Genomic DNA, 26,977 nt, shown 5'->3' on the forward strand with positions numbered 1-26,977 from the left:
GGCCTTTGCTGCCTAATTATCGGCAAAAGAAAACTTCAGAGGCTTTTCATGACGCTCCCTACAAGCATGCGCTATGTCGATCTTCCGTCCCATGGCGGACCGGAGGTCATGCGGATTTCCTCAGGCCCGCTGCCGCCGGTGCGTCCGGGCGAGGTGCTGGTCAAGGTGACAGCCGCCGGTGTCAATCGCCCGGATGTGGCGCAGCGCCAGGGCAGCTATCCGCCGCCGAAGGATGCAAGCCCGGTGCTGGGCCTGGAGGTGTCCGGTGAGGTCGTGGCCGTGGGCGAGGGGGTAAGCGAGTTCAAGCCGGGCGATGCCGTCTGCGGGCTTGCCAATGGCGGCGGCTATGCGGAGTTTTGCGCGCTGCCTGCCGGTCAGGTCCTGCCCTTTCCCAAGGGCTATGACGCGGTGAAGGCGGCAGCCCTGCCGGAAACCTTTTTCACCGTCTGGGCCAATCTCTTTCAGATGGCGGGGCTCACGGAAAACGAGACGGTGCTGATCCATGGCGGCACCTCCGGCATCGGCACAACGGCCATTCAACTGGCGAAGGCCTTTGGCGCCACCGCCTTCGCCACGGCGGGCTCCGATGAAAAATGCCGGGCCTGCGAAGCGCTGGGGGCAAAACGCGGCATCAATTACCGCACGGAGGATTTTGCCGAGGTAATCAAGGCCGAAACCGGCGGCAAGGGCGTCGATGTCATCCTCGACATGATCGGCGCTGCCTATTTCGAAAAGAATATCGCTTCGCTTGCCAAGGATGGATGCCTGTCGATCATCGCCTTTCTGGGCGGAGCCGTGGCGGAAAAGGTCAATCTCGGCCCGATCATGGTCAAGCGCCTGACCGTCACCGGCTCCACCATGCGGCCACGCACGGCGGAGGAAAAACGCGCCATCCGCGATGATCTCGTCGCCCATGTCTGGCCGTTGCTGGAGGATGGCAAGCTTCAGCCCGTCATCCATAAGGTCCTGCCCTTCGAAGAGGTTGCAGACGCGCACCGGCTGATGGAGGAAAGCCATCATATCGGTAAGATCATGCTCTCCATCACGAAGTGAAACTTTTCTTTATCAAACTTGCCTTGAACACTGCTGCTTTCGCTCCTATCTTCCTTTCATGTTCAACAAATTGAAAGGAGGTGATCCAATGTCTAGTGAGCGTTTGGTCTCGAAAGCAGGCTTTGGAAAGGTGATGGTCGGGAAGGGGCAGCCCTCGGCCTGAGCACATCCTCCTCAGGCGGTGTTTCACCGCCGGGTCTCGCAAAAAGACCATGTCTCATGGAAGGGTCGCGCAAGCGGCCCTTTTTTGTTGCCTTTCGTTTGGGGCAAGCCTCGGACAATGCCCTTCCCCTATGCCCCTCGGTAGGGGAGAATGTAGAGGCTCCCCACCCTTTTCTTTGAACGCTTGCCCGGAGGACATGCCGTGACGCCGGTTTCCGGGGCAGTGCAATAACCGATACGGGCCATGGGATGGATAAGGAACTGATCGTCGCGTTCGAAGCCTATCGCAAGGGAGATTTCGCACTTGCCCTTCGCCATGCCCGCGCCGCGACCACCACCGATCCCGAAGTGGCGGGCAAGGTCTGGATGCTGATCGCCAATTGCCAGTTGAAACTCGGCGAGAAGCTCGAAAGCGCAAAGGCTTTCCGGCAGGCCGCCGTGTTTGCGCCCCAGCAAAAGGCGGAATTCCTGAAATTTGCCGCCCGGCTCTATGTCATGGAGCGGCGACCGGATCTTCTCGCCACCATCGCGCCGGAGGCCGGTGCGGCCAATGCCGGCGATGGCGATTTCATCTATGAAATGGCGAACATGCTTCTCGGCGCGGGCATTCACCCGGCGTTGGAAGCGCTGGTGCCGCTGCTCGACATGCGCAACAATTGGCATTTGCAGGCGGTGATCACCCATTATCAACTGACGCGCAAGCCGGAAAAGCTGAGGCCGCTGATCGAACAGCGTTATGGCGAAAGCCCGGACGACAGCTTCATCGCCATGCACTATTTCATGTTCTGCCGCTCCAGCCTGAATTTCACCGGCGCCCGGCGCTGGCTGGAGATGATGAAGACGCCCGAGGATCCGCTGACGGCGGAAATCCTCTATCGCGACCAGCCGCTGTCGCGCCGCTACTGGAGCGATGACGAGGCGGTGCTGAACAGTGCCTCCGGCACCATCGACCATCTTGTCGCAAGCCATGGCACGCCCATGCCGCGCCGGGCGATCCGGCCTTCGGGCGAGAAGCTGAGGATCGGCTATATCTCCTCCGATCTCACCCTGCATGCCACCATGTATCTGCTCTACGACGTCTTCGTCGCCCATGACCGCAGCCGTTTCGATATTACCTTTTTCTGCCACACCCCCGCCAGCCAGGCGGCCATCCAGAGCACCTGGGATCCGGTCCTGCAGGCGGAAATCGTGCCGGTGCGCCAGATGATCAGCACGGAGATCGCCGAAGAGATCAGCCGCCGCGGCATCGATATCCTGGTCGATCTGAAGGGCCACACCACGGGCCACCGGCTGGGCGCGGTGGCCATCTCCGACGCGCCGGTCAAGGCCACCTGGATCGGCTATCCGGGTTCGGTGCGCGGGGCGGGGCTGGATTATCACATCACCGATCCCATCGTCACGCCGGACGCGGCCAAGCCCTGGTATGAGGAAAAGCTCTGCCGCCTGCCGGAAACCTATCAGGGCAATTGCAGCGTCACCAAGCCGCGCCCAAAACCGCAGCGCCGGGCCGATCACGGCCTGCCGGAGGACACCTTCCTCTTCGCCTCCTTCAATTCCCCCGCCAAAATCAGCCCGGAGACCATGGCGCTCTGGGCGCGTGTGCTTGAGGCCGTGCCGGACAGCCTGTTCTGGATCCTCTGCGCGGGCGCTGAGCAGCAGGCCAATCTGGCGGCTGAATTCGCCCGGCTCGGCATCCCGCGCCAGCGCCTGATCTTTGCCGAGGGCAGTGCCTATGCCGACCATATCAGCCGCGTCGGCCTTGCCGATCTGGCGCTGGATACCTTCCCCTATAATGGCCACACCACCACCTCCGACCTGCTCTGGGGCGGGCTTCCGGTGCTGACCAGACGGGGCCGGACCTTTGCTGCCAGGGTGTCGGAAAGCCTGCTGACGGCCATAGGCCTGCCCGAACTGGTGGCAGAGGATGAGACGGATTTCCTGGCACGGGCTGTCGCCCTTGCGGGCAACCGCGAGGCGCTTGCCACGCTCCGCGCCCGGCTTCAGGAAAACCGCGCCCGCATGCCGCTTTACGATACCGAACGCTTTACCCGCCACCTGGAACGGGCCTATGAGATGATGGCCGCGCGGGCGCGCCAGGGCCTTGCTCCCGATCACATCGACGTTCCGGCCCTGCCGCCGCGCCACTCTGCCTTCCTGCCGGCGGCAGATCTTGCCCCGGCGCAGGGTGATGAGGAGGCTGCTCTTCGCCACGCCCATGCGCGGGGAGATCATGCAGATGTCGTGCGTATGGCAGGCGCCGATCCAAGATGGCGCGCGACCGAGGCGCTGTCATGCGAATGTCTTGTCCTGCTGGCAGAGAGCCACGAGGCGGTGGGGGCGGATGATGCTGCCGGCACCTATTTCGGTGCGGCGGCAACGAAAACCCGGCCCGCGCGACGCGACCTGCTGGAGCGATCGCTTGCCGCCTTCATGCGACGTCTTCTGGCCGGCAAACTGCTGAGCAGCAACGGTTATGAAGTGGCCAAACTGCTGCTCGAAAAGGATCCGAACCACGCCCAGGCCTATCGCTATCTGCGCTATGCGATGCACCAGTTTGCCGCCATCGATGATCTTCGCCAATGGGACGCGCTGGTGCTGGAAAAACTACGCAAGGGCGACCCGTTCTGCCGCCGCCATGAGGTTCTTTTCGATCTCGTGACCTGGTGCGACGACGAGGCCGTGCTGGCCTCTGCCGATCCGGCAGAGATTGTGGTGCCGTTTTCGCCGGAGTCTCGGGCCAGGCGGCGGGCCGAGCCTCATGTGTTTCAATCGCGCATCCGCCTGGCCTATTTGTTTTCCGATTTTCAGGAAAACCACCCGGTGATGCGTATCGCGCACGGCATCATCGCCAATCACGATCCCCAGCGCTTCGATGTAACCTTTTTCGACATTGCGAAAGCAGAGCCGGATGAACCGACACGCGCTTTTCAGGCCTCTCTCGGCCGGGTGATCAGGCTCGGCCATCTGGGTCTTCAGGCAGCGCGGGAGACTGTGCGGGGCCACGGCATCGATATACTTGTCGATCTTAACGGGCCCACCAGCGGCGCCTGGCCGGATCTGCTCAATGCGGGCCTTGCGCCCGTTCAGGTGGCCTGGATCGGCTTTCCCGGATCGGGGATCGGCATTGATTGCGATTATATTATTGGCGATCATGTGGTGACGCCGGATGAAAGCGCTCCATGGTATCACGAGCGTTTTTGCCGCCTGCCGGAAACCTATCAGGGCAATACCCGCAGCGCACGGCCCCTTCCTCGGCCTGTCACCCGCGAGGCGCTGGGATTGCCGGCGGGATTTCTCTTCGCCTCCTTCAACAACATCCGCAAGCTGACGCCGCAAACCGTGGACCTCTGGTCTGAGATCCTGCGCGGAGCATCGGACGCGCATCTGCTGATGGTTGCCCCCTTCGATCTTCAGCGGCAGAATGTCGCCCGCGCCTTTGCGGAAAAGGGTGTACCGGCACGCCAATTGCTGTTTGCCGGCACTCTGCCCTATGACGAGCACCTTTCGCGCATCACAGCCGTCGATCTTTGTCTCGACAATTATCCCTATAACGGCCACGCAACCACCTCGGATGTGCTGTGGGCAGGCGTTCCGCTTCTGACGCTCAAGGGGCGACATTTCGCGTCTCGCGTTTCAGAAAGCCTGCTGAAGGCGCTGGATATGCCGGATCTGGTTGCCGATCATGCCGGTGATTTCATCGAGCGGGCGATTGCATTGACCCATGCGCCGGACCATCTTGCCGCGTTGCGCCACCGTATTGCCGAAAACCGCGACACCAAGCCGCTTTTCGATCCGGAGCGCTTTACGCGACATCTGGAGCGGGGCTATGAGATGATGGTCGAGCGGGCGCGGAACGGCCTTGCCCCCGATCACATCGACGTTCCGGCCCTGCCGCCGCGTACCGCGCCTTTTTTATAAAGCAATGGATTGAAAGAGATTATCATGCACAATCCCGTCACCGTCGAGGTTACCCGTGGCAACCGGGTCGAAAGCCGCCATCGCGGCATGGCGGTGGTGGTGGATGGCGATGGACGGATCGTCTTCCAGGCGGGTGATGTCGAGGCGGGCGTGTTTCCGCGTTCGGCCTGCAAGGCCATGCAGGCATTGCCGCTGGTGGAAAGCGGTGCGGCGGAGGCTTTCGGTTTCGGACATTCGGAACTGGCGCTGGCCTGTTCCTCCCATTCCGGCGAGGAAGCGCATGTGGCGCTGGCCGCCTCCATGCTGTCGCGGGCCGGGCGGGACGAGACGGCGCTGGAATGCGGGGCGCACTGGTCTTCCGACCAGAAGACGCTGATCCATCAGGCCCGGACGCTGGAAAAGCCCGGCTGCCTGCACAACAATTGCTCCGGCAAGCATTCCGGCTTTGTCTGCGCCTGCGTGCATCAGGGCATCGAACCGGCAGGCTACGTGGAATACGACCATCCGCTGCAGGCGGAAATCCGCGCCATCATGGCGGGGCTGACGGGTGCTGTTCTCGATGCCGATCATTGCGGCACGGATGGCTGTTCCATTCCCACTTACGCTGTGCCGCTCACCGGCCTTGCCCGCGGCTTTGCAAACATGGCAACCGGCAGGGGGCTTCAGCCGCTGCGCGCCAAGGCGGCCCGCCGGTTGATCGAGGCCTGCATGGCCGCGCCCTTCTACGTGGCGGGCACGGGCCGCGCCTGCACGAAGATCATGGAACTCGCCCCGGGACGCATCTTCGCCAAGACCGGTGCCGAGGGCGTTTTCTGCGCCGTGTTGCCGGAAGAAGGGCTTTCCATCGCCGTCAAGGCGGAGGATGGCGCCACGCGCGCAGCGGAAGCCATGGTCACGGCCCTTCTGGCCCGTTTCCTGGGGCGCGACAGCGAGGCCGGTGCGGCGCTGATGGTCATGGCGAACCGGTCGATGAAAAACTGGAACGGCCGCCATGTCGGCGATGTCCGTGTGACGGATGCGCTGTTTCTCTAGAGCGACTGTCCACACATCCTGGAATATTGGCCAGATATTCTCAGGGTTTTACCAGCCATAACTGAAGGTCGCGCCCGCGCCGCCATTGCCGTTTTGCACCACGCGGTTATCGGCATTGCGGCCATATTGGAAAATCGCCCAGGCATTGTCATTGCCGGTCTGCTCCAGCGTGGCCGAATGGCCGCGTCCGCGCTGCTGGATAAAGCCGATATTGTCATGCCCGCGTTGCGAAAGACCGGCGCTGTTGCCCTGCCCATATTGCTCAATGCTGCCACCCCTGAAACCGCGATAGAGCGAATAGAGATGCATGCCGGTGGAGAGCAATTGCTGGTCACCGGGATTGGAGGGCGCAATGTTGAAGGAAAACATCCCGCCAGCCCGCGCCGGGGCCGTTTGAACCAGCAGGGCGGCGGCAAGCCCTGCGGCGATCAGGGGGAAAGCGATGGTGCGCATGGTCAGACCTCTCCTTTGCCCAGAGTCTGTCAGGTTCAGATCAAACCAGACAGGCTCTGGCCTCTCTTGTTTTCGTTTGTCTTTCGGGAAAACCGGTTCCCACTTTTGCTGGAAATGCTTTTGTTTTTACGCATTTCCGCACGCAAAACCGGTTCCCACTTTTGCTGGAAATGCTTTATCCATCGTCCCCGACCGTTCGCTGGCAGCGCACGGTGCCGCCATCGGTGCTGAGGTCGAGCGAGATATCGTAGCGGGCGCCATTGGCCGCGAGCGTGACGCTGCCAAGCCTGGCCGGAATGCCGGGCGTGACGATGAACGCCCCGCCCTGGTTGATCCGGGTGCTGCCTGAGCCCGAGCCTGCGCCCGAGCCTTCCACCTTCAGCGCATAGGTGCCGCTGGTGGGCAGGTCTGCCCGGGCGCGGGCCTCGATGGCGATGCCGCCACCTTGCGGCGTGGCGCGGATTTCACACCGGAGCGGCCCGGATGTGCCGCCCCGGTCGGTGATGATCGCCCCCGCAATGGCGGAGGCGGGAATGACAAGCGCGAGCCCCGCAGCAAGAAGATGGCGCGGCCGCATGTCCGGCAGAAGCGGCAGCCGGTTTTTCGCAAAAACAGACAGAGTGCGAAGAAGATGCATGGCGGATCTCCCTTCGGGACTTTCCTTTATTATACCAAGGCTCGAAGATGCTCATGCATCCTCGCCTTGAAAGAATTTCGAATATCTCAAATGCATCAGGGGCTTGAGATATTCGAAAGGGGAATACGAAAAGTCATTTTCAATGACTCTTCGTATTAATCACAGGCCTGCACGAAGGCCGCGACATTGCCATTGCCGCCCTGGCGCACCTTGGCGGCGCAGCCATTGCCCACCTGCACACCGGCGGTAATGTTGCCATTGCCGTCCTGGGTCAGGATCGTGGTGTGGTTGGAGCCGAACTGGCCGACGCCCGCGACATTGCCGTTGCCGGTCTGGTAGGTGGCGCCATAATGATTGTAGCCGCGCTGGCCAATGGCCGAGAGGTTGCGATTGCCGCGCTGGTGAACGGCCAGACCATTATAATCGCCATCCTGATAGCTGCGGATGCGATTATAATATCCGTTCTGCGCGCCACCGGCACGGTTGGACCAGCCATATTGCTCGATATTCACATCATTGGCGCTGGCCGGAACGACGGAAGCGAAACCAGCCAGAGCGGCAAGGGTTGCGGCAATAAGAGAAGTGCGGATCATGGGGCGTCTCCTTGGCGGATGGAACCGCGGTTGAACGCCTCCCTTGTACAAAGCCGCAGCAGAACGCAGTCTGAAGACCGCATTTAACTGTCGTTCACGGGTGGGATTGTGGCTGCGCTACTGCGCGGCCATCAGACTACAGCGCCGTGCGCCATATATGGCGCACAAAGGTTCGCTGTAGCGCTTTATATCTGCTGCATAATTTTCACCTTAAATCGATTCCGATTTAAGGAATTATGCAATAAGGCCAGCGGCTTCATAGGGCTTTCGCCGTGCTTCCCCGATGTCTTCTGGAAGAATTGCCAGGGCAATCGCGTCAACCGGCAAAATGATGTGCGGTGAAACCCGATCAAGCTTCTCTGCCGTCACACACAGGCAGGTGCGGCGGGAGACCGAGGCGATCATCCGCTTGATGGCCGCCTCTTCATGATCGCCGGTACTGGCGCCAGCCTGGGGGTGCAGTGCCGTGGCCCCGAGAAAGAAAAGATCGGGCCGCAGCCTGCCGATGGCGGCGGCCGTTTCCGTGCCCATCGCGACCATGGAATGACGGTAGAGCCTGCCGCCGAGCAGGATGACGTCGATATCCCGGCGATTTTCCAGTTCGCAGGCAATGGTGGGGCTGTGGGTGATGACCGTCAGCCCAGTCCCGGCAGGCAGGCGGCGGGCAATCTCGGCATTGGTGGTGCCGCCATCCAGAAACAGCGTTTGCCCGGCTTCCACCAGGGTTACGGCCTGTGCGGCCAGAGCCTGCTTTTCCGCCGTCGCCCGGCTTTTGCGGGCGGTAAAATCCGGCAGTTCAGGCGAAAGTGGCAGCGCACCGCCATGCACCCGCTGCAAAAGCCCCGCTGCCGCCATATCCCGCATGTCACGGCGGATCGTATCCTCCGATAGTGCGAGTTCCATCGCGATCTCCTTGGCGACGGCGCGCCCCGTCTGCCGGAGACGGTCGAGAATCAAGGCTTTGCGTTGACTGGTCAGCATGCATGAAATCGCACAAAAATTTATATTATCTACAACATCGCAAAAAAAGATTCGACATTCAAGCAGAATCGTGCGGATTCATGCGTGTTCGTGCAAGTCTGCAAAGGAGAAAGACATGTTGATCTTGATTGCCGGTCCCTATCGTTCGGGCACAGGGGACGATCCGGAAAAAATGGCGGCAAACCTGAAAGTGCTGGAGGCACCCTCGCATGCGCTGTTCAAGGCCGGGCACATTCCGATGATTGGTGAATGGGTGGCCCTTCCGGTCTGGCATGCTGCAGGCGGGAGGGAGATTGGTGACGCCTTGTATGAGGAAATCTTCCACCCCACGGCGCACCGCCTTCTGCAACTGTGCGAAGGCGTACTGCGCTTGCCCGGTGCCTCGAAAGGGGCGGACAATGACGTAAAAATCGCCACCGAGCGCGGCATTCCCGTCTGGTACAGGCTGCAGGATGTGCCCGGCGTGGTGTGAGATCTTGTGCTTAAAAACAAAATGTCAAAGAGAAGCCGGTGAGGCTGTCGTCACCGGATGTGCTCGTCCCGGCACGCTCAGAAAATGCGTCAGCACCTGAGCGCGGCTGAGCCCGAGACCTTGCGCCAAAGTCATCGAGGCCATGTTGCTGTCTTCCACATGGTAGCGAGGAATGTGGCCTGCCTCGAGAATGGTGCGAAGGGCGGTGGTCACCACCTGCCGCCCCAGCCCTCGGCCCCGTGCGTCCGGTACGGTATAAAGCGCGCCGATTTCCCACAAACCCTCGTCCAGTTCAAAGGCAAGGCAGGTGGCAAGCGGTGCATCCGCTGCCCGGTAAACGCTGGCAAAGGCGCGGCCCGTCTCCACCATGCAGCGGACCCAGCCCGCTGCGTGGCCCTGGGCGGCAAAGAGGTCGAAAGGCAGCCCGTCTGCTGCTGTTTCCAGCCGGGCAGAGGAGGGGAGGTCGGGGGCCTTGCTGGTGGTATAGGTCATATAGCCGCGCTGCCGTTCCAGCGGAAAACCGGCAGCAAGGACTGCTTCGTCCACGGTACTCATCAGCTTGAAGACGATGATCCGATCTTGCGGAAATGCCGTCATCAAATGCCGGGTCAGTTCGGCATCGCCGCTTTGCAGGAAGATGATGGTTTCGGCAGTCGGATAGGCTTGCCGGTCATAATCCACCACTCGCTGTTCGAGAAGCAGGGCGGTCGCGACGCGCCCTGCCGTCTGAACCTGGAGGGCAAGGCTGTTCTGCGGAAAGGCCAAGAGATATTTCAGCACCGAGACATTGCGAAGCCTGTCCCGCCGCAACGCCTCCAGAATGAGCGGAAGATCGCCGTGCCGGTCGCTCCGCAGCCACCGCATTACCGCAGCCTGAGCCGGAACAGGTGCTGCGGCCCGACCTTGCCGCCGAGATAATGCTGGCCGGTGTCTTCCCAGCCGCCCTTTTTGTAGACGCCGATGGCCACCGGATTTCTCAGGTTGACGGTGAGAAAGGCATTGTGGGCCGGATAATGCTGCCGCAGATGATCGGGCAGGGCCGCCATGGCCGCCTTGCCATAGCCCTTGCCCTGATACTGGCTGCCGACGATCATGGCTCTCAAGCCCAGATCGCCGGGCACGAAGCCAGCCGTCGCCAGATCGAAATCCGCCAGCCTTTCCGCATAGCCGCGGTCGATCTTGAAAAAGCAGACCGGCTCGTCACCGGCAAGCCCCATATGGAAATCCACATCCGCCTCATCGGAGGCAAAGGCGGCCTCGATGGTTCCGGCAAACATCTGCTGCTGCGGCGGCAGTTGCAGATGCTCGACGCGAAACCGGTCGTGCCGGGAAAGCGGCGCCAGCCGAAACACCGGCTGTGCCGCGCTCACGGGGCTTGTCATTCTGCGGCCCGCTTTTCCCACATCGCCTGGAAGGCGGGGCGGCTCTGGCAGCGTTCCAGCCAGGCGGCAATAGCGGGGAAAGCCTCCATCAGCGGCTTGTAGGCCTGGGCATAGCGCACGATTTCCGCCGTGTTGATGTCGGCCACGGTAAAGCGGTCGCCCACCATGTAAAGGCGGTTGAGAAGATGTTTTTCAAGGGCTGCGAAGGGCCGCTTCAAGAGCCGTGCGGCCACTTCGGCTTCCGCCTTGCCGGCATCGCTGTCCAGGCGGCCATCGGCGGTGATCTTGGAAATCTTCAGCGCATTGGCTTCGATCTCGGTGGCGGCAAACAGCGCCCATTGCATCATCTGGCCGTCTTCCTCCAGGTCCTGCGGACCCAGATTGCCATTGCTGTACTGCTTGGCGAGGTAAAGCGTGATGGCCAGCGATTCAAACAGCACCAGCCCGTCATCCTCGATCACCGGAATGCCGCCAAAGGGGGCGACTGCCAGAAACTCCGGCGATTGCGTATTGATCGGCGCGCCCTCGGCCTTCGGATCCTGGAGCTTGTTGGCCTGAAGAACCGGCACATGGTCGAATGCCAGTTCCAGCTCTTCCGTCAGCCAGAGCACGCGGGTGGCGCGGGACTTGTAGCAGCCATAGACCTTCAACATGGGGACACTCCCTTGAAATGATTTTTATCGAAGCTTATCGGCGCTCTGTTCAAATGAAAAGAGCGTAAAACAAACTCCTGAAGCAGGTTCTTCGAACAGGTGTTCGCCGAGCCTGCTTCAGGAAAAGATCGTTAATTTTCAATCAATAACCCTTGGCGGAGCCTGCTACGGCGCGGGCATCGATGGCGCCGAACATGCCTGTCGCCTTTGCTCCCGCCTTGTCGATCTCGGCAAGGCTCTTGCCGCCCACCAGAATGCCGGCAGCCTGGCCCCAGACCGGGCCATCATTGCCGCCATCCAGCGTATAGCCCATGGATTGCAGGAGTTTGATCGTATCGGGCGAAAGCGCGTAGGGCTCATAGAAAATCTTGTCAGGCTGCCACTGGTGGTGAATGCGCGGCGCGTTGACGGCCATGGAAATATCCATGCCGAAATCCACCACATTCAGGATCGCTTCCAGCGTGATGGTGATGATGCGCGACCCGCCGGGGCTGCCAATCACCATGAAGGGCTTGCCGTCACGGGTGATGATGGTCGGGCTCATCGAGGAGAGCGGCGTCTTCTGCGGAGCAATGGCATTGGCCTCGCCCTGCACCAGCCCGTAAAGATTGGGCACGCCGGGCTTGGAGGTGAAATCATCCATCTCGTTGTTCAGGAGAATGCCGGTGCCGGGCGCCACCACGCCAGCGCCGAAGGAGCCGTTCAACGTATAGGTGACCGAAACCGCATTGCCCTTGCCGTCGAGAATGGAAAAATGCGTGGTCTCGGTGCTCTCCTTGCCGCCAAAGGGCTTGAGGTCGGCGGATTTACCGGCTTTGCCCGGATCTATCTTCTGGCGGATTTCGGCGGCATAGGCCTTGTCCAGCATTTTCGGCAGCGGGTTCTTCACGAAATCCGGGTCGCCCAGCGCGGCATTGCGGTCCACATAGGCATAGCGCATCGCTTCCGCCATCTGGCTCACGGTGGAGGCAGCGCCATAGCCCTGGCTTGCGAGTGGATAGGCCTCGAGAATATTGAGGATTTCGCAGATGATCACCCCGCCGGAAGACGGCGGTGGCGAGGAGATGATGTGGTAGCCGCGATAATCGCACTCCACCGGCTTGAATTCGCGCACCTTATATTGCTCGAAATCAGCCTTGGTCAGAATGCCCTTGCCCGCTTCGCTTGCCTTGACGATGGAGTCTGCCGCAAAGCCCTTGTAGAAGGCATCCGGCCCCTTGGCGGAAATCTCGCCCAGCACGCGTGCCAGATCCGGCTGCTTCAGCACCTCGCCTTCGCCATAGGGGGTGCCGTCACTCTTCAGGAAGATTTTTGCCGCTTCCGGATCCTTCGCCAGCCGTTTGGCGCCGCCCGCAAGGATGGAAGCATCGCCTTGAGTCAGGGTAAAGCCGTCACGGGCAAGGGCAATCGCCGGGGCCATCAGCGTGGCGCGGTCCTTGCTGCCGTATTTTTCCCGCGCCAGTTCCAGACCCTTCACCGTGCCGGGCGTTCCGACAGCCAGATAGCCATCCAGGCTGGCGCGCGGCACGATCTCGCCCTTGTCATCGAGATACATGGTCTTGGTGGCCGCAAGGGGGGCTTTCTCACGAAAATCCAGAAAATCCGTCCGGCCATCCGCCATCCGGAGCGTCATGAAGCCGCCGCCGCCGATATTGCCGGCGGTGGGGTAGGTCACGGCCAGCGTATAGGCCACGGCCACCGCCGCATCCACGGCATTGCCACCGGCTTTCAGAACTTCCACGCCCACATCGGTCGCCAGATGCTGGGCTGTGACCACCATGCCGTTCTTGCCTTCCACCGGCGCGGGCACGGCGGCAAACAAGGAGGCGGGAGAGACGGCAAGAACAGAAAGGGCGGCGAAGGAGGCAATAAGCTGCCGTGTATAAAGACCCATGAAATTCCCCGGTAGATTTTTTCGAGACGCAATCTGGGGGAGCATAAGCATTTCCAGGAAAAGTGGGAACCGGTTTTCCGTCCGGAAATGCGTCGGGAAAAGCATTGTCCTGAGAAAAGTGGGAACCGGTTTTCCGTCCGGAAATGCGTCGGGAAAAGCATTGTCCCGAGAAAAGTGGGAACCGGTTTTCCGTCTGGAAGTGCGTTTGGGAGAAGCATTGTCCCGAGAAAAGTGGGAACCGGTTTTCCAGCCTGATCTGGATCAAGTGTGGATGCGGCAAGGGGGCCTAAGATCGGTCTCGCAAGGGGGATAAGGCGGCTTGGACGAGTTGCTCCAACCATTCAGAAGGAAGTGTGTTGTGACCTATGCGACGATCAATCCCTATACGAATGAAGTTCTGGCGAATTTTCCCGAGGCGACCGATGCCGAGGTGAAGGATGCCATCACGGCGGCCCATGGGGCCTTTCTGTTCTGGCGGGAAACCTCCTTTGCGGAGCGGGCAGCGGTGCTGCAAAAGGCAGCCAATCTGTTGCGGCAGAATGCCGATGACCATGCCCGGCTGTTGACGCTGGAAATGGGCAAGCTGATTTCGGAAGCGCGGGCCGAGGTGGAGCTCTCGGCAAAAATCCTCGAATACTACGTGAAATATGCTGAAAAACTGCTGCAACCGGAAAGGCTGCCGGTGGCGGACCCGGCCGAGGGCGAGGCCGTGCTGGTGGCTGAGCCGCTGGGCGTGCTGCTGGCCATCGAGCCCTGGAATTTTCCCTATTATCAGATTGCCCGAATTCTGGCCCCGCAGCTTTCGGCGGGCAATACGCTGCTTTTGAAACATGCCAGCAATGTGCCGCAATGCGCGGCGAATTTTGAAAGGCTGATGCGACAGGCCGGCTTGCCGGACGGTGCTTTCACCAATCTCTATGCCACGCGGGCGCAGGTGGAAATGATCATCAATGATCCGCGCGTGCATGGCGTGGCGCTCACCGGCTCGGAGGATGCCGGTGCCGTGGTGGCCGCTCAGGCGGGCAGGGCGCTGAAGAAATCCACCATGGAACTGGGCGGCTCCGATGCTTTCATCGTGCTGGCCGATGCCGATCTGGCGAAAACGGTGAAGTGGGCGGTGTTCGGACGGCACTGGAATGGCGGTCAGGTCTGCGTGTCGTCCAAGCGCATGATTATCGTGGATGAGGTCTATGACGAATTCCTGAACCGCTATCGGCATGGCGTGGCGGCGCTGGTCGCCGGTGATCCCTTCGACGCCGCCACCACGCTTGCGCCGCTTTCCTCCCAAAAGGCCGCCGATGACATTCGCGACAAGATCCGCGAGGCGGTGGCGCTGGGCGCCCATGCCGAAGAAGTGGGGCCGCCCGTGCCCAATCGCGGCGCTTTCGTTCAGCCCACCATCCTGACGGAACTGGCAGACGACAATCCGGCCCGCTACTGGGAATTCTTTGGCCCCGTCTCCATGCTGTTTCGCGCCCGTGACGAGGAAGATGCCATCCGCATCGCCAATGACTCACCCTTCGGCCTTGGCGGCTCCGTCTTCACCGGCAATCCGCGCCACGGGGCGGAGGTCGCAAAGCGCATTTCCACCGGCATGGTCTTCGTCAACCATCCCACCAAGGTGGAGGCGGACCTGCCCTTCGGCGGCATTCGCCGTTCCGGCTATGGCCGCGAACTGCTGGGGCTGGGGTTGAAGGAATTCGTCAATCACAAGCTGATCGACATCGTCGATATCGATGCCCGCTTCTGAGCATGGCGTGAAGGGGGCTGTACCTCAAGCATGTCGCGCAAAAGTGTTAGCGGTTTTGCGATAGCGACATGCGATGGAAGATGGCATGTCGCGCAAAAGTGTTAGCGGCTTGCCTCGAACATTGCGTGAAATCAAAGGGCGGTCTGTCCGATGAACCTGGGTTTGTCGGAGGGGCCGCCCTTATTCCTTCATACCCGTTTCCGCGTCTGCCAAAGTGGTCATGCGGCTTTCAAGGCCGGCAACAAAACGGTCGAACAAGGGTTCGAAGAGCTGAAGATCAGCCTCCTCCCAATCCTCCAGTATCCGCATGACAATTTCCTGGCGAACCGATGTGAAATAGTCGGCAAGGGACTGTCCTTCGGCACTCAGCCGCACGATGGTGCGGCGGGCATCTTCCTGGCAGGCCTCGCGGCGCAGAATGCCGCGCTTCACCAGTTCGCTCACCACCCGGCTGGCACGGGAGGGGTCGATGCGCATCTGTTCGCCGATCATGCCTACCGTCACGGGCGCTGCCCGCTGATGGCGCGCGACGAAGGTGACCACGTCGAAATGCGAAAGCTCAAGCCCATGACCCTCTTGAAGGCGACCAAGCGCAATGCGCGAGACGAAGCGCCGCCCCATCATCTGGCGAAGCCGCGCCATATCGCTGGCGATGCGGCCGATCAATTCTACGCGATCAGGCGATTGCGGCGCATCCGCTGTCTCAGCCGCCTGCGTTAAGGGCGAAAAGCTCTTCTGCATGTTCTGTTGGGTCATGCTTTGTCTCTAGCACAGCTTTGCCCTGATGAAAATGCATGACTTTCGCAAATATGTGCTGTTGACATTGAATTGCTGGCGCGTCATCCTCAGCGCAACCCGAATAAAGCGATATTTCATGGATCAAGCTCCCGCCCCCCGGTCAGCCTCCGCTGCTGGCATCAATCCTCCCCCGTCTGACGGCTTCCAGTCGCTGGTGCCGGATCCGCGCCTGCGCATGGTGCTGTTCAGCTTCCTGATGGCGGCGCTGTTCATGGCCACGCTGGATAACCAGATCGTCTCCACAGCCCTTCCCACCATCGTCGGCGAGTTCGGCCAGCTGGAACGCTTCGGCTGGGTGGGTTCGGCCTATCTTCTGGCCACCAGCGCCGTCATGCCGCTTTACGGCAAGCTGGGCGATCTGTTCGGTCGTAAATATGTGATGATGGCGGCGATCTTCATCTTCACCGTCGGCTCGCTCGTCTGCGGGCTGGCGGTGTCCATGAATACGCTGATTGCCGCCCGCGTGCTGCAGGGGCTGGGCGGCGGCGGCATCATGGTGTCGATCTTTTCCGTCAATGCCGATCTGTTCGAGCCGCGCGTGCGCGCCCGCTATCAAAGCTATTCCAGCCTGGTGCTGATGGCCTCCGGCGCGGTCGGCCCCATTCTCGGCGGCACCCTCAGCGAAGCCTTCGGCTGGCGCTCGATCTTTCTCGTCAACCTGCCGATCGGCATCATCGTGCTCACGGGTCTCGCGCTGTTTCTGCCTTATCGCAAGCCGCATCGCCGCCCGAAGATCGATTATGCCGGTGCCGCACTGCTGGCCATGGCGGTCACCAGCCTCGTCTTCTGGGCTGACAGCGCCCAGATCTTCGGCTCGCTGGTTGCCCCGGAAAGCCTGGCCGTCATCGCCTTCGGCGCGCTTGCCGCTTTTCTCTGGGTCAAGGTGGAAGGCCGTGTGGCCGAACCGGTGGTGCCGCTCGGGCTGTTTGCCAATCCCACCATTCCGCTGCTGCTGATCGTGTCGCTCGCCAGCGGCGCCGTCGGCATCGGCTCGGTGAATTATGTGGCGCTTTACCTGCAAACCACCACCGGCCTTTCACCGACGGGCGCGGGCCTGCTGTTCATTGCCACCACCGGCGGCATTGCCATCGGCTCGCTCACCAGCGGCCGGCTGATTGCCCGTTCCGGTCGTTACAAGATTTTCGGCATGATCAGCGGCGCGGGCAGCTGCATCGCCTTCGCCATCTTCAGCCAGTTGCCTGTCGGCACGCCGCTTGTCTTCATCACCTTCCTCATGCTGGCGCATGGCATCAGCGTCGGCATCGGCCAGCAGGTGCCGGTGATCGGCGTGCAGAATGCCGCCAATCCGCGCGATGTCGGGGCCGCCACAGGAACGGTGACATTGACGCGCATGGGTGGCGCTTCCATCGCCATCTCCATCTATGGCGCGGTGCTCGGCGCTTTCATGAACCATGGCGCCGCCGCCATTCCCGGCATCGGCAATATTGAGGAGCTTACCCCCACGGCCATGGCGGCGCTTTCCCCGCAAACCCGGGCATTGGTGGCCGAAACCTACGCCCACGCCTTCGGCCCGGTCTTCATCTCCATGTCGCTGATGATCGCCTGCGGCTTCATCGCCGCCTGCTGCGTGAAAAATGTGCAATTGCCGACGGCGCGCGGCACTAAACCGGAGGCGGTGCTGGCAGAGTGATTTGCCGCGATAACGGGGCCGTGTTAACTTGGACAGATAAGGGTTTTCGCCGAAAGTTCGCATGGCTCCATCATCACGCCTGATTGCCTGGCTTGCCGCATGGTTATTCCTGCTCCTGTCGGGTTTTGCGGCGGCATGGGCTCAGCAGCCGCCTGACCCCGGCTTTCTCTCCGCTCAGGACGGCGCCAGAATCATCGAAAAGCTTGGCGATACGGAAAAGTCGCTGGGGGATGAGGCTGTTTTGATGGCCCATTTCGCTGGGCTCGTTTCCCCGCCGGAGGAAACCTCAACCCTGCATCAGCTCACCGGCAATGTTCCGGGGCTGGTCTATGTGCTGCCGATGATCCATGGGGATGTCCATGGCACGCTGATCGAGGTCAGACTGCACAACCGCGCGGAAGCCGACGCACTCAGGCAGCAGCTCGTCCAGCGCTTCGGCCCCGCCGATCCCGCCTGTAGCGACGACAATCGTGCCAATTGGGCCTTGCCGTCCATGCGTTCGCTTTCGTGGCGGCTGGAGGTCTATGAGAGCGAGGCCATCGCGCAGTTGACCCTGCTGGCCTCCAACCCTCCCGATGCCAATTGCACGGTCAACGCCGCGCCCCCCAATGCGCTGGTGGACAAGGCGGCGCTGACGGCGCTGTTTCAACGCATCAAAACCGAACCGCCGCCCTGGGCGGACGCCAGGGCCATGGCCGAATGGCTGAAGCCCTATGGCGAGCCAAACAGGCAGGATGTCGATCAATGTTCGGCGGTGCTGGACATCATGATGCCGGAAAAACTGGGCGGTATCGGCATGCTCTCCGCCAGCCTGCGTCTCTGCGGCGTGCCGATGTTCGGCAAACCGTCCAGGCTGTTTCTAAACACCGGCGATAACGACCTGAAGGGTTTCAGCAAAACCGATGAAGCGCTGGAAGCCGCCTTCGGCGCCCGCCACGCAGCCTGCAGCAGCAAGGATCGTCAGGTCTGGGTGGTTGCTCCGGATGTGACGGCGGTGCTGACCCCGCTCTATCCCTCCTTCGGCCTGCTGATCGTCAATGCCCCGGTCACGGCGTTGGCGGATTGTCGATCCTGACAGCGGAATAAGAAGAATCATTGAAAATGACTCTTCTTATTCCTTTTTCGAATATCTCAAGCCTCTGACGCAATTGAGATATTCGAAATGCCTTCAAGGCGAGAATGCGTGAGCATCTTCGAGCCTTGGTATAATAGGATTACAGCATTTTGCGTGCGGCTAATGAACCGCGAGATGTCTTTACTCTTTGTTTTTAAAGAGGTCTGACCGTAAAGCCGTTGCACATTTTTCTTCGACTGAGCTCCGGGTTTGCGGATGTTCCGCAAAAGGAGCGCGGGCGACCATATTTTGGTGGCATAAAAACAGCCTATGATAGTTTTAAATTTTTATAAATATTAAAAGTTGTAAAAATTGAGAGCCGACACTAAGAGGCGAGCCTCAGCGTTTTGAGGGAGACATAAAATTGATTGATCAGAAGAGAAGCTTTTCAAATGCTCAAACCTATGGCTGGACAGCGGTTACACTGTCTGCTGTTCGCACGGTCATGGACGATCATGGATTTCATGAAATCGTGCCAGCCATCCTGTCCAGTGAGCTGGAACCAGGAGCGTTCCACTCCTATGCGGTTATTGGCGATCGTCTGCGCCCGGATGTCAAAAGGATTGATACCGGCAATATTGAAAGGCAAGTAACAGTTACGGGGAAGGAATCCTACTACCTTCCTGTTAGTCATAACTTTGAGAAGCAGCAGGCGACGGAATTTCTTGGAAAAGTTTATTGTCTCGCGCCGTGCGTACGTCTTCTTCAGAAGGGCGAGGCTTCTTCACGGAAGCATCTCAATACGTTCTTTCAAATCGAAGTTGAATTGAAGACCGAGTCAATGGAAGAGGTGATGAGGGCTGGAGAGGATATATTGGTTGGAATAGCAACCTATTTGTCTTCCAAGGCGAATGATTTAATCGACATTAATACAGTTGATGCGCCGAATCACATCGCTGCTATTTGTAAGGGTGACTTTCCACGTATCACCTTTGCCGAGGCGTTGGAGCTTGTCGGTGCTGAAAAAGGCCGTGAGACAGATCTCACTTTTGAAGAAGATCAGGGGTTGAGCAAGAAATTCGACCGTCCCTTCTGGATACATAACTATCCGAAGGGCGTCCGCGATGCTGTGTATCATGAAAATTCCGAAGGCAATTACGATACGTATGATCTCATGCTGCCGTTTGGCTATGGCGAACTGGCAACCGGAGGTATTCGCCCCAAAACCGGGGAAGCCATCCTGGCGCAGTCGCTGAGCAATCTGGGAGAGCCGGAAAACACGCTCACCCATGGTCATGCAGAATGGAAACGGAACCGAAAAATTCAAACAGCAGGATTCGGCATTGGGTTTGAGCGGCTTCTTCGGTTCATTTCCGGCTCGCGAACCGTTCTCGATTTCGTGCAGCCGCACGATCACGGTCCCAATCGTATTATTCCAGGCATGAAGTGAGGGTGGTTTTATGCATCAGATTTATGATCTGAACGCCGATGAGCGTGAGGCAATAGAGGAACTCATCGCTTCGATCCAAAAAACCGTCCGCGATGAAAATGAACTTCATCGAATCGTTCGGCGTGCCTGTGAGGAGTTGCCTCTTTCCATTCGTCGTTTGCTGGCCGACTATCGAGCCGAAGTTCTAGGGCCAGCGATACAGATATCGGGCTTCCCGGTCGACGACGCCGTTATCGGTTCAACGCCTCTTACAACGCGTCCTGATCCCAACCGGCCCATCATGCGGGAGGACATTTATCTTGCATTGATTGCCAGTCGTCTCGGGACGCCCTTTTCGTTCGCGAGTCAGCAAGGGGGGCATCTTACGCAGAATATTGTTCCCATGAAAATGGCTGAGTTTTCACAGTTGGGCTCTGGCAGCAAAGAGGAACTGGTTTGGCATACGGAAGATGCATTTTCCGAATATCGACCTGACTTTATCCTGTTGTTTGGCATGCGCAATCCTCAAAAAGCGGCAACGACAGTGGCTTGCCTTCCGCCCGAAACGGAAAAGGAAGACATGGAGGCCTTGTTCAGCAAGAACTTTGTATTCATTCCTGATCCCGATCATGCGAGCCATCTTGCACATGCGGCAACGGAAGCCGGACGAATTGCTCATGCGAAAATGCAGGCAATGTTAAGCGACCCCTCGGCTGAAAGTGTTCTTTTCGGGAATTTGAAGGAACCCTACATACGCATTGATCCGCAATTCATGAAGCCTATTGATTCACAAGACAAATCTGTAGCAGCATATCAACGTCTCGTGGAGCGTATCGAGCGGAGCCAGCGCGACGTGGTAATCGATCAGGGCGATTTGTTAATTGTCGATAACCATCGTGCTGTCCATGGACGTCGCTCCTTTCAGGCCCGATATGATGGTTCCGACCGCTGGCTGAAAAAGATTAACGTCACCCAGGATTTCAAACGTCTGAGCGAATTGCGTTTCCACGAGCGGGACTTTGCCATCTAGAGCATTTCCAGGAACAGTGTAGTCGCGGTTTTCCGTCAGGAAATGCGTAAAAACAAAAACTTAGAGCGTGTCCGGTGAACAGGGATTCCACGGGCACGCTCTGCACCAAGCCTCGAAGATGCTGACGCATCCTCGCAGTGAAAAGATCTCGAATGCATCAAAGGCTTAAGATATTCGAAATGAAATACGAAGGGTCATCTCAATGACTCTTGGTATGGGCGCGTTGCAGCGCTTCCGGTACGCTCTCAAAAGTTGCTGGATATGGTTTTCAACTTAAATGGGTTCCCCATCAAAGAATCGGGAAGAGCGACACAATCCGCGAACGGCTCAATTCTTCTGTGCATCCAGGAGATTTCGGCATGTATCTTCGGTTGCGTGCGCCAATTTTAAGATGTAAGTGTTTAGGGCTATCATCAAAGAAATAATAGCGGAATTTGCATAGAATATTGGGTGAAAATTTATTTATTTTTTTATTATAATTCATGTTTTAAAATAATAATTGAAATTTTATGCTTAAAATACTGATTTTTGGTGTAGGGGAAATTATAAAATGGCAGATCTCTGGATTTATGTTCTTGCTTGTCTTGCTATCGTTGCCATACCAGGGCCTGCGGTCATCTATATTCTGTCGCGCACGGTCGAGGGTGGCTTTGGGGCGGGGGTTCTTTCGGCGTCGGGCATTGCTGTTGGCGCGCTTGGCAATGCGCTGGCGTCTGCTTTTGGCCTGTCGCTTCTGTTCGCCGCCTTTCCAGCTTCGCTTTACATCATCAAGTATATCGGAGCAGCCTATCTGCTCTATCTCGCTTGGAAGACGCTTCGTTCCGGCGGCGGAAATCAGCAGTCGGACATCCCGAAGAAACAATATTTTGTCCAGGGTGTGATTGTTTCTCTGTTGAATCCCAAAGTTACCTTGTTCTTCGCGGCCTTTTTGCCTGCTTTCATTCATCCTGAAGAAGGTTACTTCCTTCAGGCCTCGCGTCTGGCTGTGATTTTTGTGGTGATCGCTTTTGTCTTCGATCTGCTGACAGTGCTGACATCCGGCCTGACGCGCGAATTCTTTTTGAAAAGTGCTGGGGCCGATAGTAAGCTTTTTAAATATCTTTCAGCGCTGTGTCTTGTCCTGGTCGCCGGATTCGCCGCTCATTAAAGCATTTCCAGGAAAAGTGGAATCCGGTTTTCCGTCCGGAAATGCGTAAAAACAAGAACGTAAAGCACGTTGCATGAGGCTGATAAGCCGAAACGTGCTTTAGAGCATTTCCAGGAAATCCGCGATGACATTTTTCCTGGAAATGCTTTAGACTTACTTCACATCGATAACAAAGTTGTCGCGCGAGCGGCGAACCTTCTTGAGGTTCACCAGCCAGTCGCCTTCCGCGGCGCGGTAGCCGAGCGGCAGGATGGTGACGGAGCGCAGGCCCTTTTCACGCAGCCCGAGGATTTCGTCGACGGCTGCCGGGTCGAAGCCTTCCATTGGCGTCGCGTCCACACCTTCGAAGGCTGCGGCGGCGCAGGCAAGGCCAAGCGCGATATAGCTCTGGCGGGCGGCGTGTTCGAAGTTCTGCTCCGCCGGACGGTTCGGATAGGCGGCCAGCAGCTTCTGGCGATAGGCTTCCCAGCCTTCGTTCTTGAAGCCGCGCTCGTCATTGACGAGGTCGAACATCATGTTGATGCGCTCGACCGTGTAGTTATCCCAGGCGGCGAAGACGAGGAGATGCGAGCAATCGGTGATCTGCGCCTGATCCCAGGCGACCGGACGGATCTTCTCGCGGATCTCCTTGTTGGTCACCACCAGCACCTGAAACGGCTGTAGGCCGCTGGAGGTGGGGGCAAGCCGCGCGGCCTCGACAATGCGCTCCACCTTGTCTTCCGGCACAGACTTGGCCGGGTCCATTTTCTTGGTGGCGTAGCGCCAGTTCAATTTCTCAAGAAGCACGAAACATGCCTTTCCACAATTTTGAAGAACGCGCTGGATTTAGGCATGCGACCGTTGAAGAGCAATTGCCCCTCACGATTATTTCTCGACAAACACCGCCTCCGTCACATCGATCTCCAGCCGGTAGCGATCGTTCTCCCTGTGAATCAACTGGGAGAGCGGCACTTCCAGCCGGTTGCCGACGATGACAAGATCGTTCTCCCCGCCATTCTGCGTGAGCCAGGTGACAAGATCGGCCTCGCCGGAGGCGAGAAAGTCCACCGCGCGGCGAAAGATCTTCGGGAAGATCAGCCGCGCCTGGCCCTTGCCGCTTTCTTCGCTGGCATCCACGTCGCTGCGGCTGGCCCAGCCCACATCCGCCAGCGTGTCGAGTGCAAAGCGCGGTGTGCTGTCCACCGCCCAGATACCAAGCTCCGCGCTGCGCGCTTCCTGAGCCGATGCCGTCAGCCATTGCCGTTGCTCGACAGGGGCGGAACTGTAGAGCAGGGGATAGACATGGCCGCCGGCCAGAAGCTGGAAATTGAACGAGGCCTTCAGCACCTCTTGAGAAATCGCGCCCGTGTCCGCGCCGCCAAACGGGTTTTGCTCGGGAAGGAGATAGGAAATTGGCCGCCCATGCACGTCGGCGGAGGCGGTGAGAATGGCGCCGCGCAAGGTCTCGGGCTCGGCGCTCGCCACGCTTTCGCCCTGCCAGGTCACCGAGGAAAAGCCAAGTTCATCGCGCAGGAAATAGTCCCGCACCGTCTTGCCCAGCGGTTGTGCCTTGCCGCCGTAATGGGTCTCCGGCGCGTCGATGCCTTCCAGCCGCAATTGATGCGTTCCATCTTTCGCGGGCCGCAGCAAATGCGCGCGGTAAATATCGCTGAGACTGTCGGCATCGTCGGGCCTGAACCGCACCGAATCCCCATCCGGCTGTTTGCCGATGATCACCAGGGTTCCGGGCACATAACGGTAAAGCTGCAAGGCCATCTTACATTTCCTCCATCGCTGCCCCCTGATCAAAAGTAGCATGTCGCCGCTGCGCTGCCAGTGCTGTTCAAATGAAGTTTTGATGACTGCATGCCCCCCGCGCACCAGCCTCGCACCAGCCGCGCCTGCCAGTTTGCCACCATCTGGAGACAAGACTCGCAGGTTTGCGCATGGTGCCTACTTCCTTTTCACGGCGTTTCGTTCGCCCGCTTATGCTGGCGGCCACGGGGCTGTCGCTCTCGCTGCTCGGCGGCTGCCTGTTCGTCACGGATACCAGCCGCATGAACCCGGATGTCTTTGCCTCCGAGGTCACGCCCGTCTGGGGGCTGAAGACCGCGCCGCCGCCTGAGCCCAGCATTGGCGACAAGTTCAAGAACCTCTTCACCACCTCCCGCGTGCAGTCCTATGGCGTGCCAGGCACGGATCCCATGACCACGTCTGCCTTCTCCGTGCCGCCGCAAAAGGCGCTCTACGAGCAGATGCGGGATGATGGCCACACCATCAATGCCCTGCCGATGGACCGGATCGACCGCCGCTTCCTGCGGCAGGAGGTGGATTATCCCACCAGCGAGCGGCCTGGCACCATCGTGGTGGATACCAAGGCGCATTATCTCTATCTGATCGAAGGCAATGGCCGCGCCATGCGCTATGGCGTCGGGCTTGGCAAGCAGGGCTTTGCCTGGCAGGGCCGCGGCACCATCCAGTTCAAGCGCAAATGGCCGCGCTGGACACCCAGCGACGACATGGTGGGCCGCCAGCCGGATCTCAGGCATTTCGCGGCGGCAGAAGGCGGGCTGGAGCCCGGCCTCAACAATCCGCTCGGCGCGCGCGCGCTTTATATCTTCCAGAACGGCAAGGATACGCTCTACCGCATCCACGGCACGCCGGATTGGCAATCCGTGGGCAAGGCGGTTTCGTCCGGCTGCGTGCGCATGTTCAACCAGGATGTGATCGATCTCTACAATCGCGTCAGCGAGCGCGCCGAGATCGTGGTCCTCTAACGTTTTCGCATTTCCGAACAGGAAACCGGTGCCCACTTTCCTTGGAAATGCGTGTTTGTTCTATCGCATTTCCGGACAGGAAACCGGTATCCACTTTCCTTGGAAATGCTTAGTCTGTGACATCTTTCCCACAGGGGCAAGGTCATGGCATGGCGGTCACATTTTCTGCGCATTTTCGCCATGCTTCGTCGCATAAAAGTGAAACCGCGTTGAAGGGGGCAAAGGTGGCTTTCGCTTTTGTTCCCACCCATACTGCGTTGCGGAACAAATCGGCGTCCGGCCCGTTTGTTGCACGCTGATCAGCAGGAACCCTGTGCTTATATGACGTCAATCGATCTTTCCCGCCGCGCCTTTCTGTCCTTTTCCGGCCTTGGTGCAGCCGCCCTTCTGTCCAGTTGTGCCTCCACCTATTCGCCGCCGCCCTATCAGGGCGCCAGCCTCGGCGGCATGGTCAGCCCCAGCGCGCCGCTTGCGCCTTCCAATCCGGAACTGGATGTGATGTATGGCGAAATGCAGGATGGCGGTTTCGTCATTCCCGCCATTCCCTACCGCCAGATTCCGCCGCGCTATTATCGTCAGCGCGTGCAGGACCCGACCGGCTATCCGGCGGGCACCATCGTGGTGGATACGCCCAACCGCTTCCTCTATCTCGTAGAGCCCGGCGGCACCGCCATGCGCTATGGCGTGGGCATTGGCCGCGAAGGCTTTGCCTGGTCGGGCGAAGGCGTCATCCAATGGCGTCAGAAATGGCCGAAATGGACCCCGCCGGATGAAATGGTGGCCCGCCAGCCACAGCTTGCGCAATATTCCGCTGCCAATGGCGGCATGGCGCCTGGCCTGATGAACCCGCTTGGCGCGCGCGCCCTCTATATCTTCCAGAACGGCCAGGACACGCTCTACCGCCTGCACGGCTCGCCGGAATGGAACTCCATCGGCAAGGCCGTCTCTTCCGGCTGCGTGCGGTTGATGAATCAGGACATCATCGATCTTTACGACCGCGTGCCGAACAAGGCGAAAATCGTCGTCTTGCAGTAACTACGATGAATGGTCCTGCGCGGCGTTCAATCGGTCGCGCAGGCCATGCAGCGCCTCGCGCAGGCTGGCCATCTCCTCCAGGCTGCAGCCCATGGCGTCGCCGATCGACGCCATGACGTCCACGGCCCTGACCTTCAGATCGGCACCTTTCTCCGTCAGCGAAATCGTCACCTGCCGCTCATCGCTGGCATCGCGCCTGCGGGTAATGAAGCCGCTCTGTTCCAGCCGCTTGAGAAGAGGGGAGAGCGTGCCGCTATCCAGGCCCAGTTTCTCGCCCAGGCTTTTCACCCCCTGGCCGTCCTCCTCCCACAGCGCCATCATCGTCAGATATTGCGGATAGGTCAGGCCCAGCGATTCCAGCAAAGGCTTGTAGGTGCGCGTAACCGCGAGCGTTGCGCCGTAAAGGGCAAAACACAGCTGCTGATCCAGTGTCAGATAGGCTTCAAGATCATCCGTCATAGTTCAGCTTTCTCGCAAAAATCGGCGCGAAAATCAATTTGCAAAATTATATTGTGCGCTATTTAATTTTGCGATATAGAAAATCATCCGCAGCGGACAGGCCGCTGATAACAGGGCTCCCACGAAGCCCGCCAACCGAAAGGGAGAGTACCATGGCCATTCTCTACACCACCCACGCTTCGGCAACCGGCGGCGGCCGCGACGGCCGCGCCGTATCCGACAATGGCGTTCTGGACGTGACGCTGACCGTGCCAAAGGAACTGGGCGGCAATGGCGCCACCGGCACCAATCCCGAGCAGCTTTTTGCTGCTGGCTATTCGGCCTGCTTCCTGGGCGCGCTGCGCTACGCCGCCGGCCAGCAGAAAATCAAGGTGCCGGATGATGCCAAGATCACTGTCAAGGTTGGCATCGGCCCGCGTGATGACGGCACCGGTTTCGGCATCGAAGCCAGCGTCACCGCCGAGCTTCCGGGCCTTGATCGCGATGTTGCCGAAAAGCTGGTCCAGGCCGCCCATATCGTCTGCCCCTATAGCCACGCCATGCGCACGGCGACGGAAGTGCCGGTCACGCTCGCGTGATCAGGACAGTTTCCGGACACCGTTCCTGCGGATCCGGGAAGCGTGCCCCAGAACATATGC

25 protein-coding genes are annotated in these 26,977 nt (G+C 59.4%); 13 read left to right on the plus strand and 12 right to left on the minus strand.

The genetic code is table 11. The features are described from left to right. Positions 1-48 precede the first annotated feature (48 nt). The 3 genes from QO005_RS07510 to QO005_RS07520 all read left to right on the plus strand — a co-directional run bounded on the left by QO005_RS07510 (position 49) and on the right by QO005_RS07520 (position 6,165). The gene (locus QO005_RS07510) at positions 49-1,053 is read left to right on the plus strand and encodes an NAD(P)H-quinone oxidoreductase (protein WP_307157371.1); all 1,005 of its coding nucleotides are present in this window, start codon (positions 49-51) and stop codon (positions 1,051-1,053) included. A gap of 411 nt (positions 1,054-1,464) precedes the next feature. Next, positions 1,465-5,133, plus strand: a complete 3,669-nt coding sequence (locus tag QO005_RS07515) for an O-linked N-acetylglucosamine transferase, SPINDLY family protein (RefSeq protein ID WP_307157372.1) — start codon at positions 1,465-1,467, stop codon at positions 5,131-5,133. Between the two features lie 24 nt (positions 5,134-5,157). Continuing rightward, positions 5,158-6,165 carry an asparaginase gene (locus tag QO005_RS07520; RefSeq protein ID WP_307157373.1) on the plus strand — a complete coding sequence of 336 codons (1,008 nt, stop codon included), beginning with the start codon at positions 5,158-5,160 and terminating at the stop codon, positions 6,163-6,165. Positions 6,166-6,213: 48 nt separating this feature from the next. Here QO005_RS07520 and QO005_RS07525 read toward each other — a convergent pair whose 3' ends face one another. The 4 genes from QO005_RS07525 to QO005_RS07540 form a co-directional block, all read right to left on the minus strand. Beyond that, positions 6,214-6,618 (minus strand): curlin, encoded by a 405-nt coding sequence (locus tag QO005_RS07525; RefSeq protein WP_307157374.1) that lies wholly within the window; start codon positions 6,616-6,618, stop codon positions 6,214-6,216. A 175-nt stretch (positions 6,619-6,793) separates the two neighbouring features. Beyond that, a complete protein-coding gene (gene csgH / locus QO005_RS07530) occupies positions 6,794-7,255 on the minus strand; it encodes a curli-like amyloid fiber formation chaperone CsgH (protein ID WP_307157375.1) in 462 nt (153 codons plus the stop codon). Positions 7,256-7,410: 155 nt separating this feature from the next. After that, the gene (locus QO005_RS07535) at positions 7,411-7,848 is read right to left on the minus strand and encodes a curlin (protein ID WP_307157376.1); all 438 of its coding nucleotides are present in this window, start codon (positions 7,846-7,848) and stop codon (positions 7,411-7,413) included. 234 nt (positions 7,849-8,082) lie between these two features. Beyond that, positions 8,083-8,829 (minus strand): DeoR/GlpR family DNA-binding transcription regulator, encoded by a 747-nt coding sequence (locus QO005_RS07540; protein ID WP_307157377.1) that lies wholly within the window; start codon positions 8,827-8,829, stop codon positions 8,083-8,085. Positions 8,830-8,944: 115 nt separating this feature from the next. Between QO005_RS07540 and QO005_RS07545 the strand changes: the two genes are divergently transcribed. After that, positions 8,945-9,301: a DUF4406 domain-containing protein gene (locus QO005_RS07545; RefSeq protein ID WP_307157378.1), complete on the plus strand. Its 357-nt coding sequence runs from the start codon at positions 8,945-8,947 to the stop codon at positions 9,299-9,301. A 24-nt stretch (positions 9,302-9,325) separates the two neighbouring features. Here the strand turns inward: QO005_RS07545 and QO005_RS07550 are convergent, their stop codons facing one another. The 4 genes from QO005_RS07550 to ggt all read right to left on the minus strand — a co-directional run bounded on the left by QO005_RS07550 (position 9,326) and on the right by ggt (position 13,230). Further along, the gene (locus QO005_RS07550; RefSeq protein WP_307157379.1) at positions 9,326-10,165 is read right to left on the minus strand and encodes a GNAT family N-acetyltransferase; all 840 of its coding nucleotides are present in this window, start codon (positions 10,163-10,165) and stop codon (positions 9,326-9,328) included. After that, a complete protein-coding gene (locus QO005_RS07555; protein ID WP_307157380.1) occupies positions 10,165-10,683 on the minus strand; it encodes a GNAT family N-acetyltransferase in 519 nt (172 codons plus the stop codon). Before QO005_RS07555 ends, QO005_RS07550 begins: the two co-directional genes overlap by 1 nt. Continuing rightward, entirely contained in the window at positions 10,680-11,336 is a 657-nt protein-coding gene (locus QO005_RS07560; protein WP_307157381.1) for a glutathione S-transferase family protein, read from the minus strand. The genes QO005_RS07555 and QO005_RS07560 overlap by 4 nt, the downstream gene beginning before the upstream one ends. A 142-nt stretch (positions 11,337-11,478) precedes the next feature. Then, entirely contained in the window at positions 11,479-13,230 is a 1,752-nt protein-coding gene (gene ggt / locus QO005_RS07565; RefSeq protein ID WP_307157382.1) for a gamma-glutamyltransferase, read from the minus strand. A gap of 358 nt (positions 13,231-13,588) precedes the next feature. Here ggt and QO005_RS07570 point away from each other — a divergent pair, with 358 nt between their 5' ends. After that, on the plus strand, positions 13,589-14,980 hold the full coding sequence (locus QO005_RS07570; protein WP_307157383.1) for an NAD-dependent succinate-semialdehyde dehydrogenase: 1,392 nt from the start codon (positions 13,589-13,591) through the stop codon (positions 14,978-14,980). A gap of 180 nt (positions 14,981-15,160) precedes the next feature. Here QO005_RS07570 and QO005_RS07575 read toward each other — a convergent pair whose 3' ends face one another. Beyond that, positions 15,161-15,736, minus strand: a complete 576-nt coding sequence (locus QO005_RS07575) for a MarR family winged helix-turn-helix transcriptional regulator (RefSeq protein ID WP_307157384.1) — start codon at positions 15,734-15,736, stop codon at positions 15,161-15,163. 217 nt (positions 15,737-15,953) lie between these two features. Here QO005_RS07575 and QO005_RS07580 point away from each other — a divergent pair, with 217 nt between their 5' ends. From QO005_RS07580 to QO005_RS07600, 5 genes are all read left to right on the plus strand, one after another. Further along, positions 15,954-17,429, plus strand: a complete 1,476-nt coding sequence (locus tag QO005_RS07580) for an MDR family MFS transporter (protein ID WP_307157417.1) — start codon at positions 15,954-15,956, stop codon at positions 17,427-17,429. A 61-nt stretch (positions 17,430-17,490) separates the two neighbouring features. Continuing rightward, complete coding sequence (locus tag QO005_RS07585) at positions 17,491-18,504, plus strand: hypothetical protein (RefSeq protein ID WP_307157385.1); 1,014 nt, start codon at positions 17,491-17,493, stop codon at positions 18,502-18,504. Positions 18,505-18,907: 403 nt separating this feature from the next. Next, positions 18,908-19,933 carry an amino acid--tRNA ligase-related protein gene (locus QO005_RS07590; protein ID WP_307157386.1) on the plus strand — a complete coding sequence of 342 codons (1,026 nt, stop codon included), beginning with the start codon at positions 18,908-18,910 and terminating at the stop codon, positions 19,931-19,933. A gap of 10 nt (positions 19,934-19,943) precedes the next feature. Beyond that, positions 19,944-20,942, plus strand: coding sequence for a TauD/TfdA family dioxygenase (locus QO005_RS07595; RefSeq protein WP_307157387.1), 999 nt, complete (start codon positions 19,944-19,946; stop codon positions 20,940-20,942). A gap of 550 nt (positions 20,943-21,492) precedes the next feature. After that, positions 21,493-22,089: a LysE family translocator gene (locus QO005_RS07600; protein WP_307157388.1), complete on the plus strand. Its 597-nt coding sequence runs from the start codon at positions 21,493-21,495 to the stop codon at positions 22,087-22,089. A gap of 153 nt (positions 22,090-22,242) precedes the next feature. Here the strand turns inward: QO005_RS07600 and QO005_RS07605 are convergent, their stop codons facing one another. Continuing rightward, the gene (locus QO005_RS07605; RefSeq protein WP_307157389.1) at positions 22,243-22,875 is read right to left on the minus strand and encodes an NAD(P)H-dependent oxidoreductase; all 633 of its coding nucleotides are present in this window, start codon (positions 22,873-22,875) and stop codon (positions 22,243-22,245) included. Between the two features lie 78 nt (positions 22,876-22,953). Beyond that, a complete protein-coding gene (locus tag QO005_RS07610) occupies positions 22,954-23,844 on the minus strand; it encodes a thermonuclease family protein (protein WP_307157390.1) in 891 nt (296 codons plus the stop codon). 212 nt (positions 23,845-24,056) lie between these two features. Between QO005_RS07610 and QO005_RS07615 the strand changes: the two genes are divergently transcribed. Continuing rightward, the gene (locus QO005_RS07615; protein WP_370878017.1) at positions 24,057-24,845 is read left to right on the plus strand and encodes a L,D-transpeptidase; all 789 of its coding nucleotides are present in this window, start codon (positions 24,057-24,059) and stop codon (positions 24,843-24,845) included. A 321-nt stretch (positions 24,846-25,166) separates the two neighbouring features. Continuing rightward, on the plus strand, positions 25,167-25,880 hold the full coding sequence (locus QO005_RS07620; protein ID WP_307157392.1) for a L,D-transpeptidase: 714 nt from the start codon (positions 25,167-25,169) through the stop codon (positions 25,878-25,880). Here the strand turns inward: QO005_RS07620 and QO005_RS07625 are convergent, their stop codons facing one another. Next, positions 25,881-26,339 carry a MarR family winged helix-turn-helix transcriptional regulator gene (locus tag QO005_RS07625; RefSeq protein ID WP_307157393.1) on the minus strand — a complete coding sequence of 153 codons (459 nt, stop codon included), beginning with the start codon at positions 26,337-26,339 and terminating at the stop codon, positions 25,881-25,883. It lies immediately after the preceding gene. Positions 26,340-26,491: 152 nt separating this feature from the next. Here QO005_RS07625 and QO005_RS07630 point away from each other — a divergent pair, with 152 nt between their 5' ends. Beyond that, positions 26,492-26,917: an organic hydroperoxide resistance protein gene (locus QO005_RS07630; RefSeq protein ID WP_307157394.1), complete on the plus strand. Its 426-nt coding sequence runs from the start codon at positions 26,492-26,494 to the stop codon at positions 26,915-26,917. The last annotated feature ends 60 nt before the right edge of the window (positions 26,918-26,977 follow it).

Origin of the sequence: Allorhizobium paknamense, assembly GCF_030815125.1 — a bacterium.
GTDB classification, from domain to species: domain Bacteria; phylum Pseudomonadota; class Alphaproteobacteria; order Rhizobiales; family Rhizobiaceae; genus Allorhizobium; species Allorhizobium paknamense.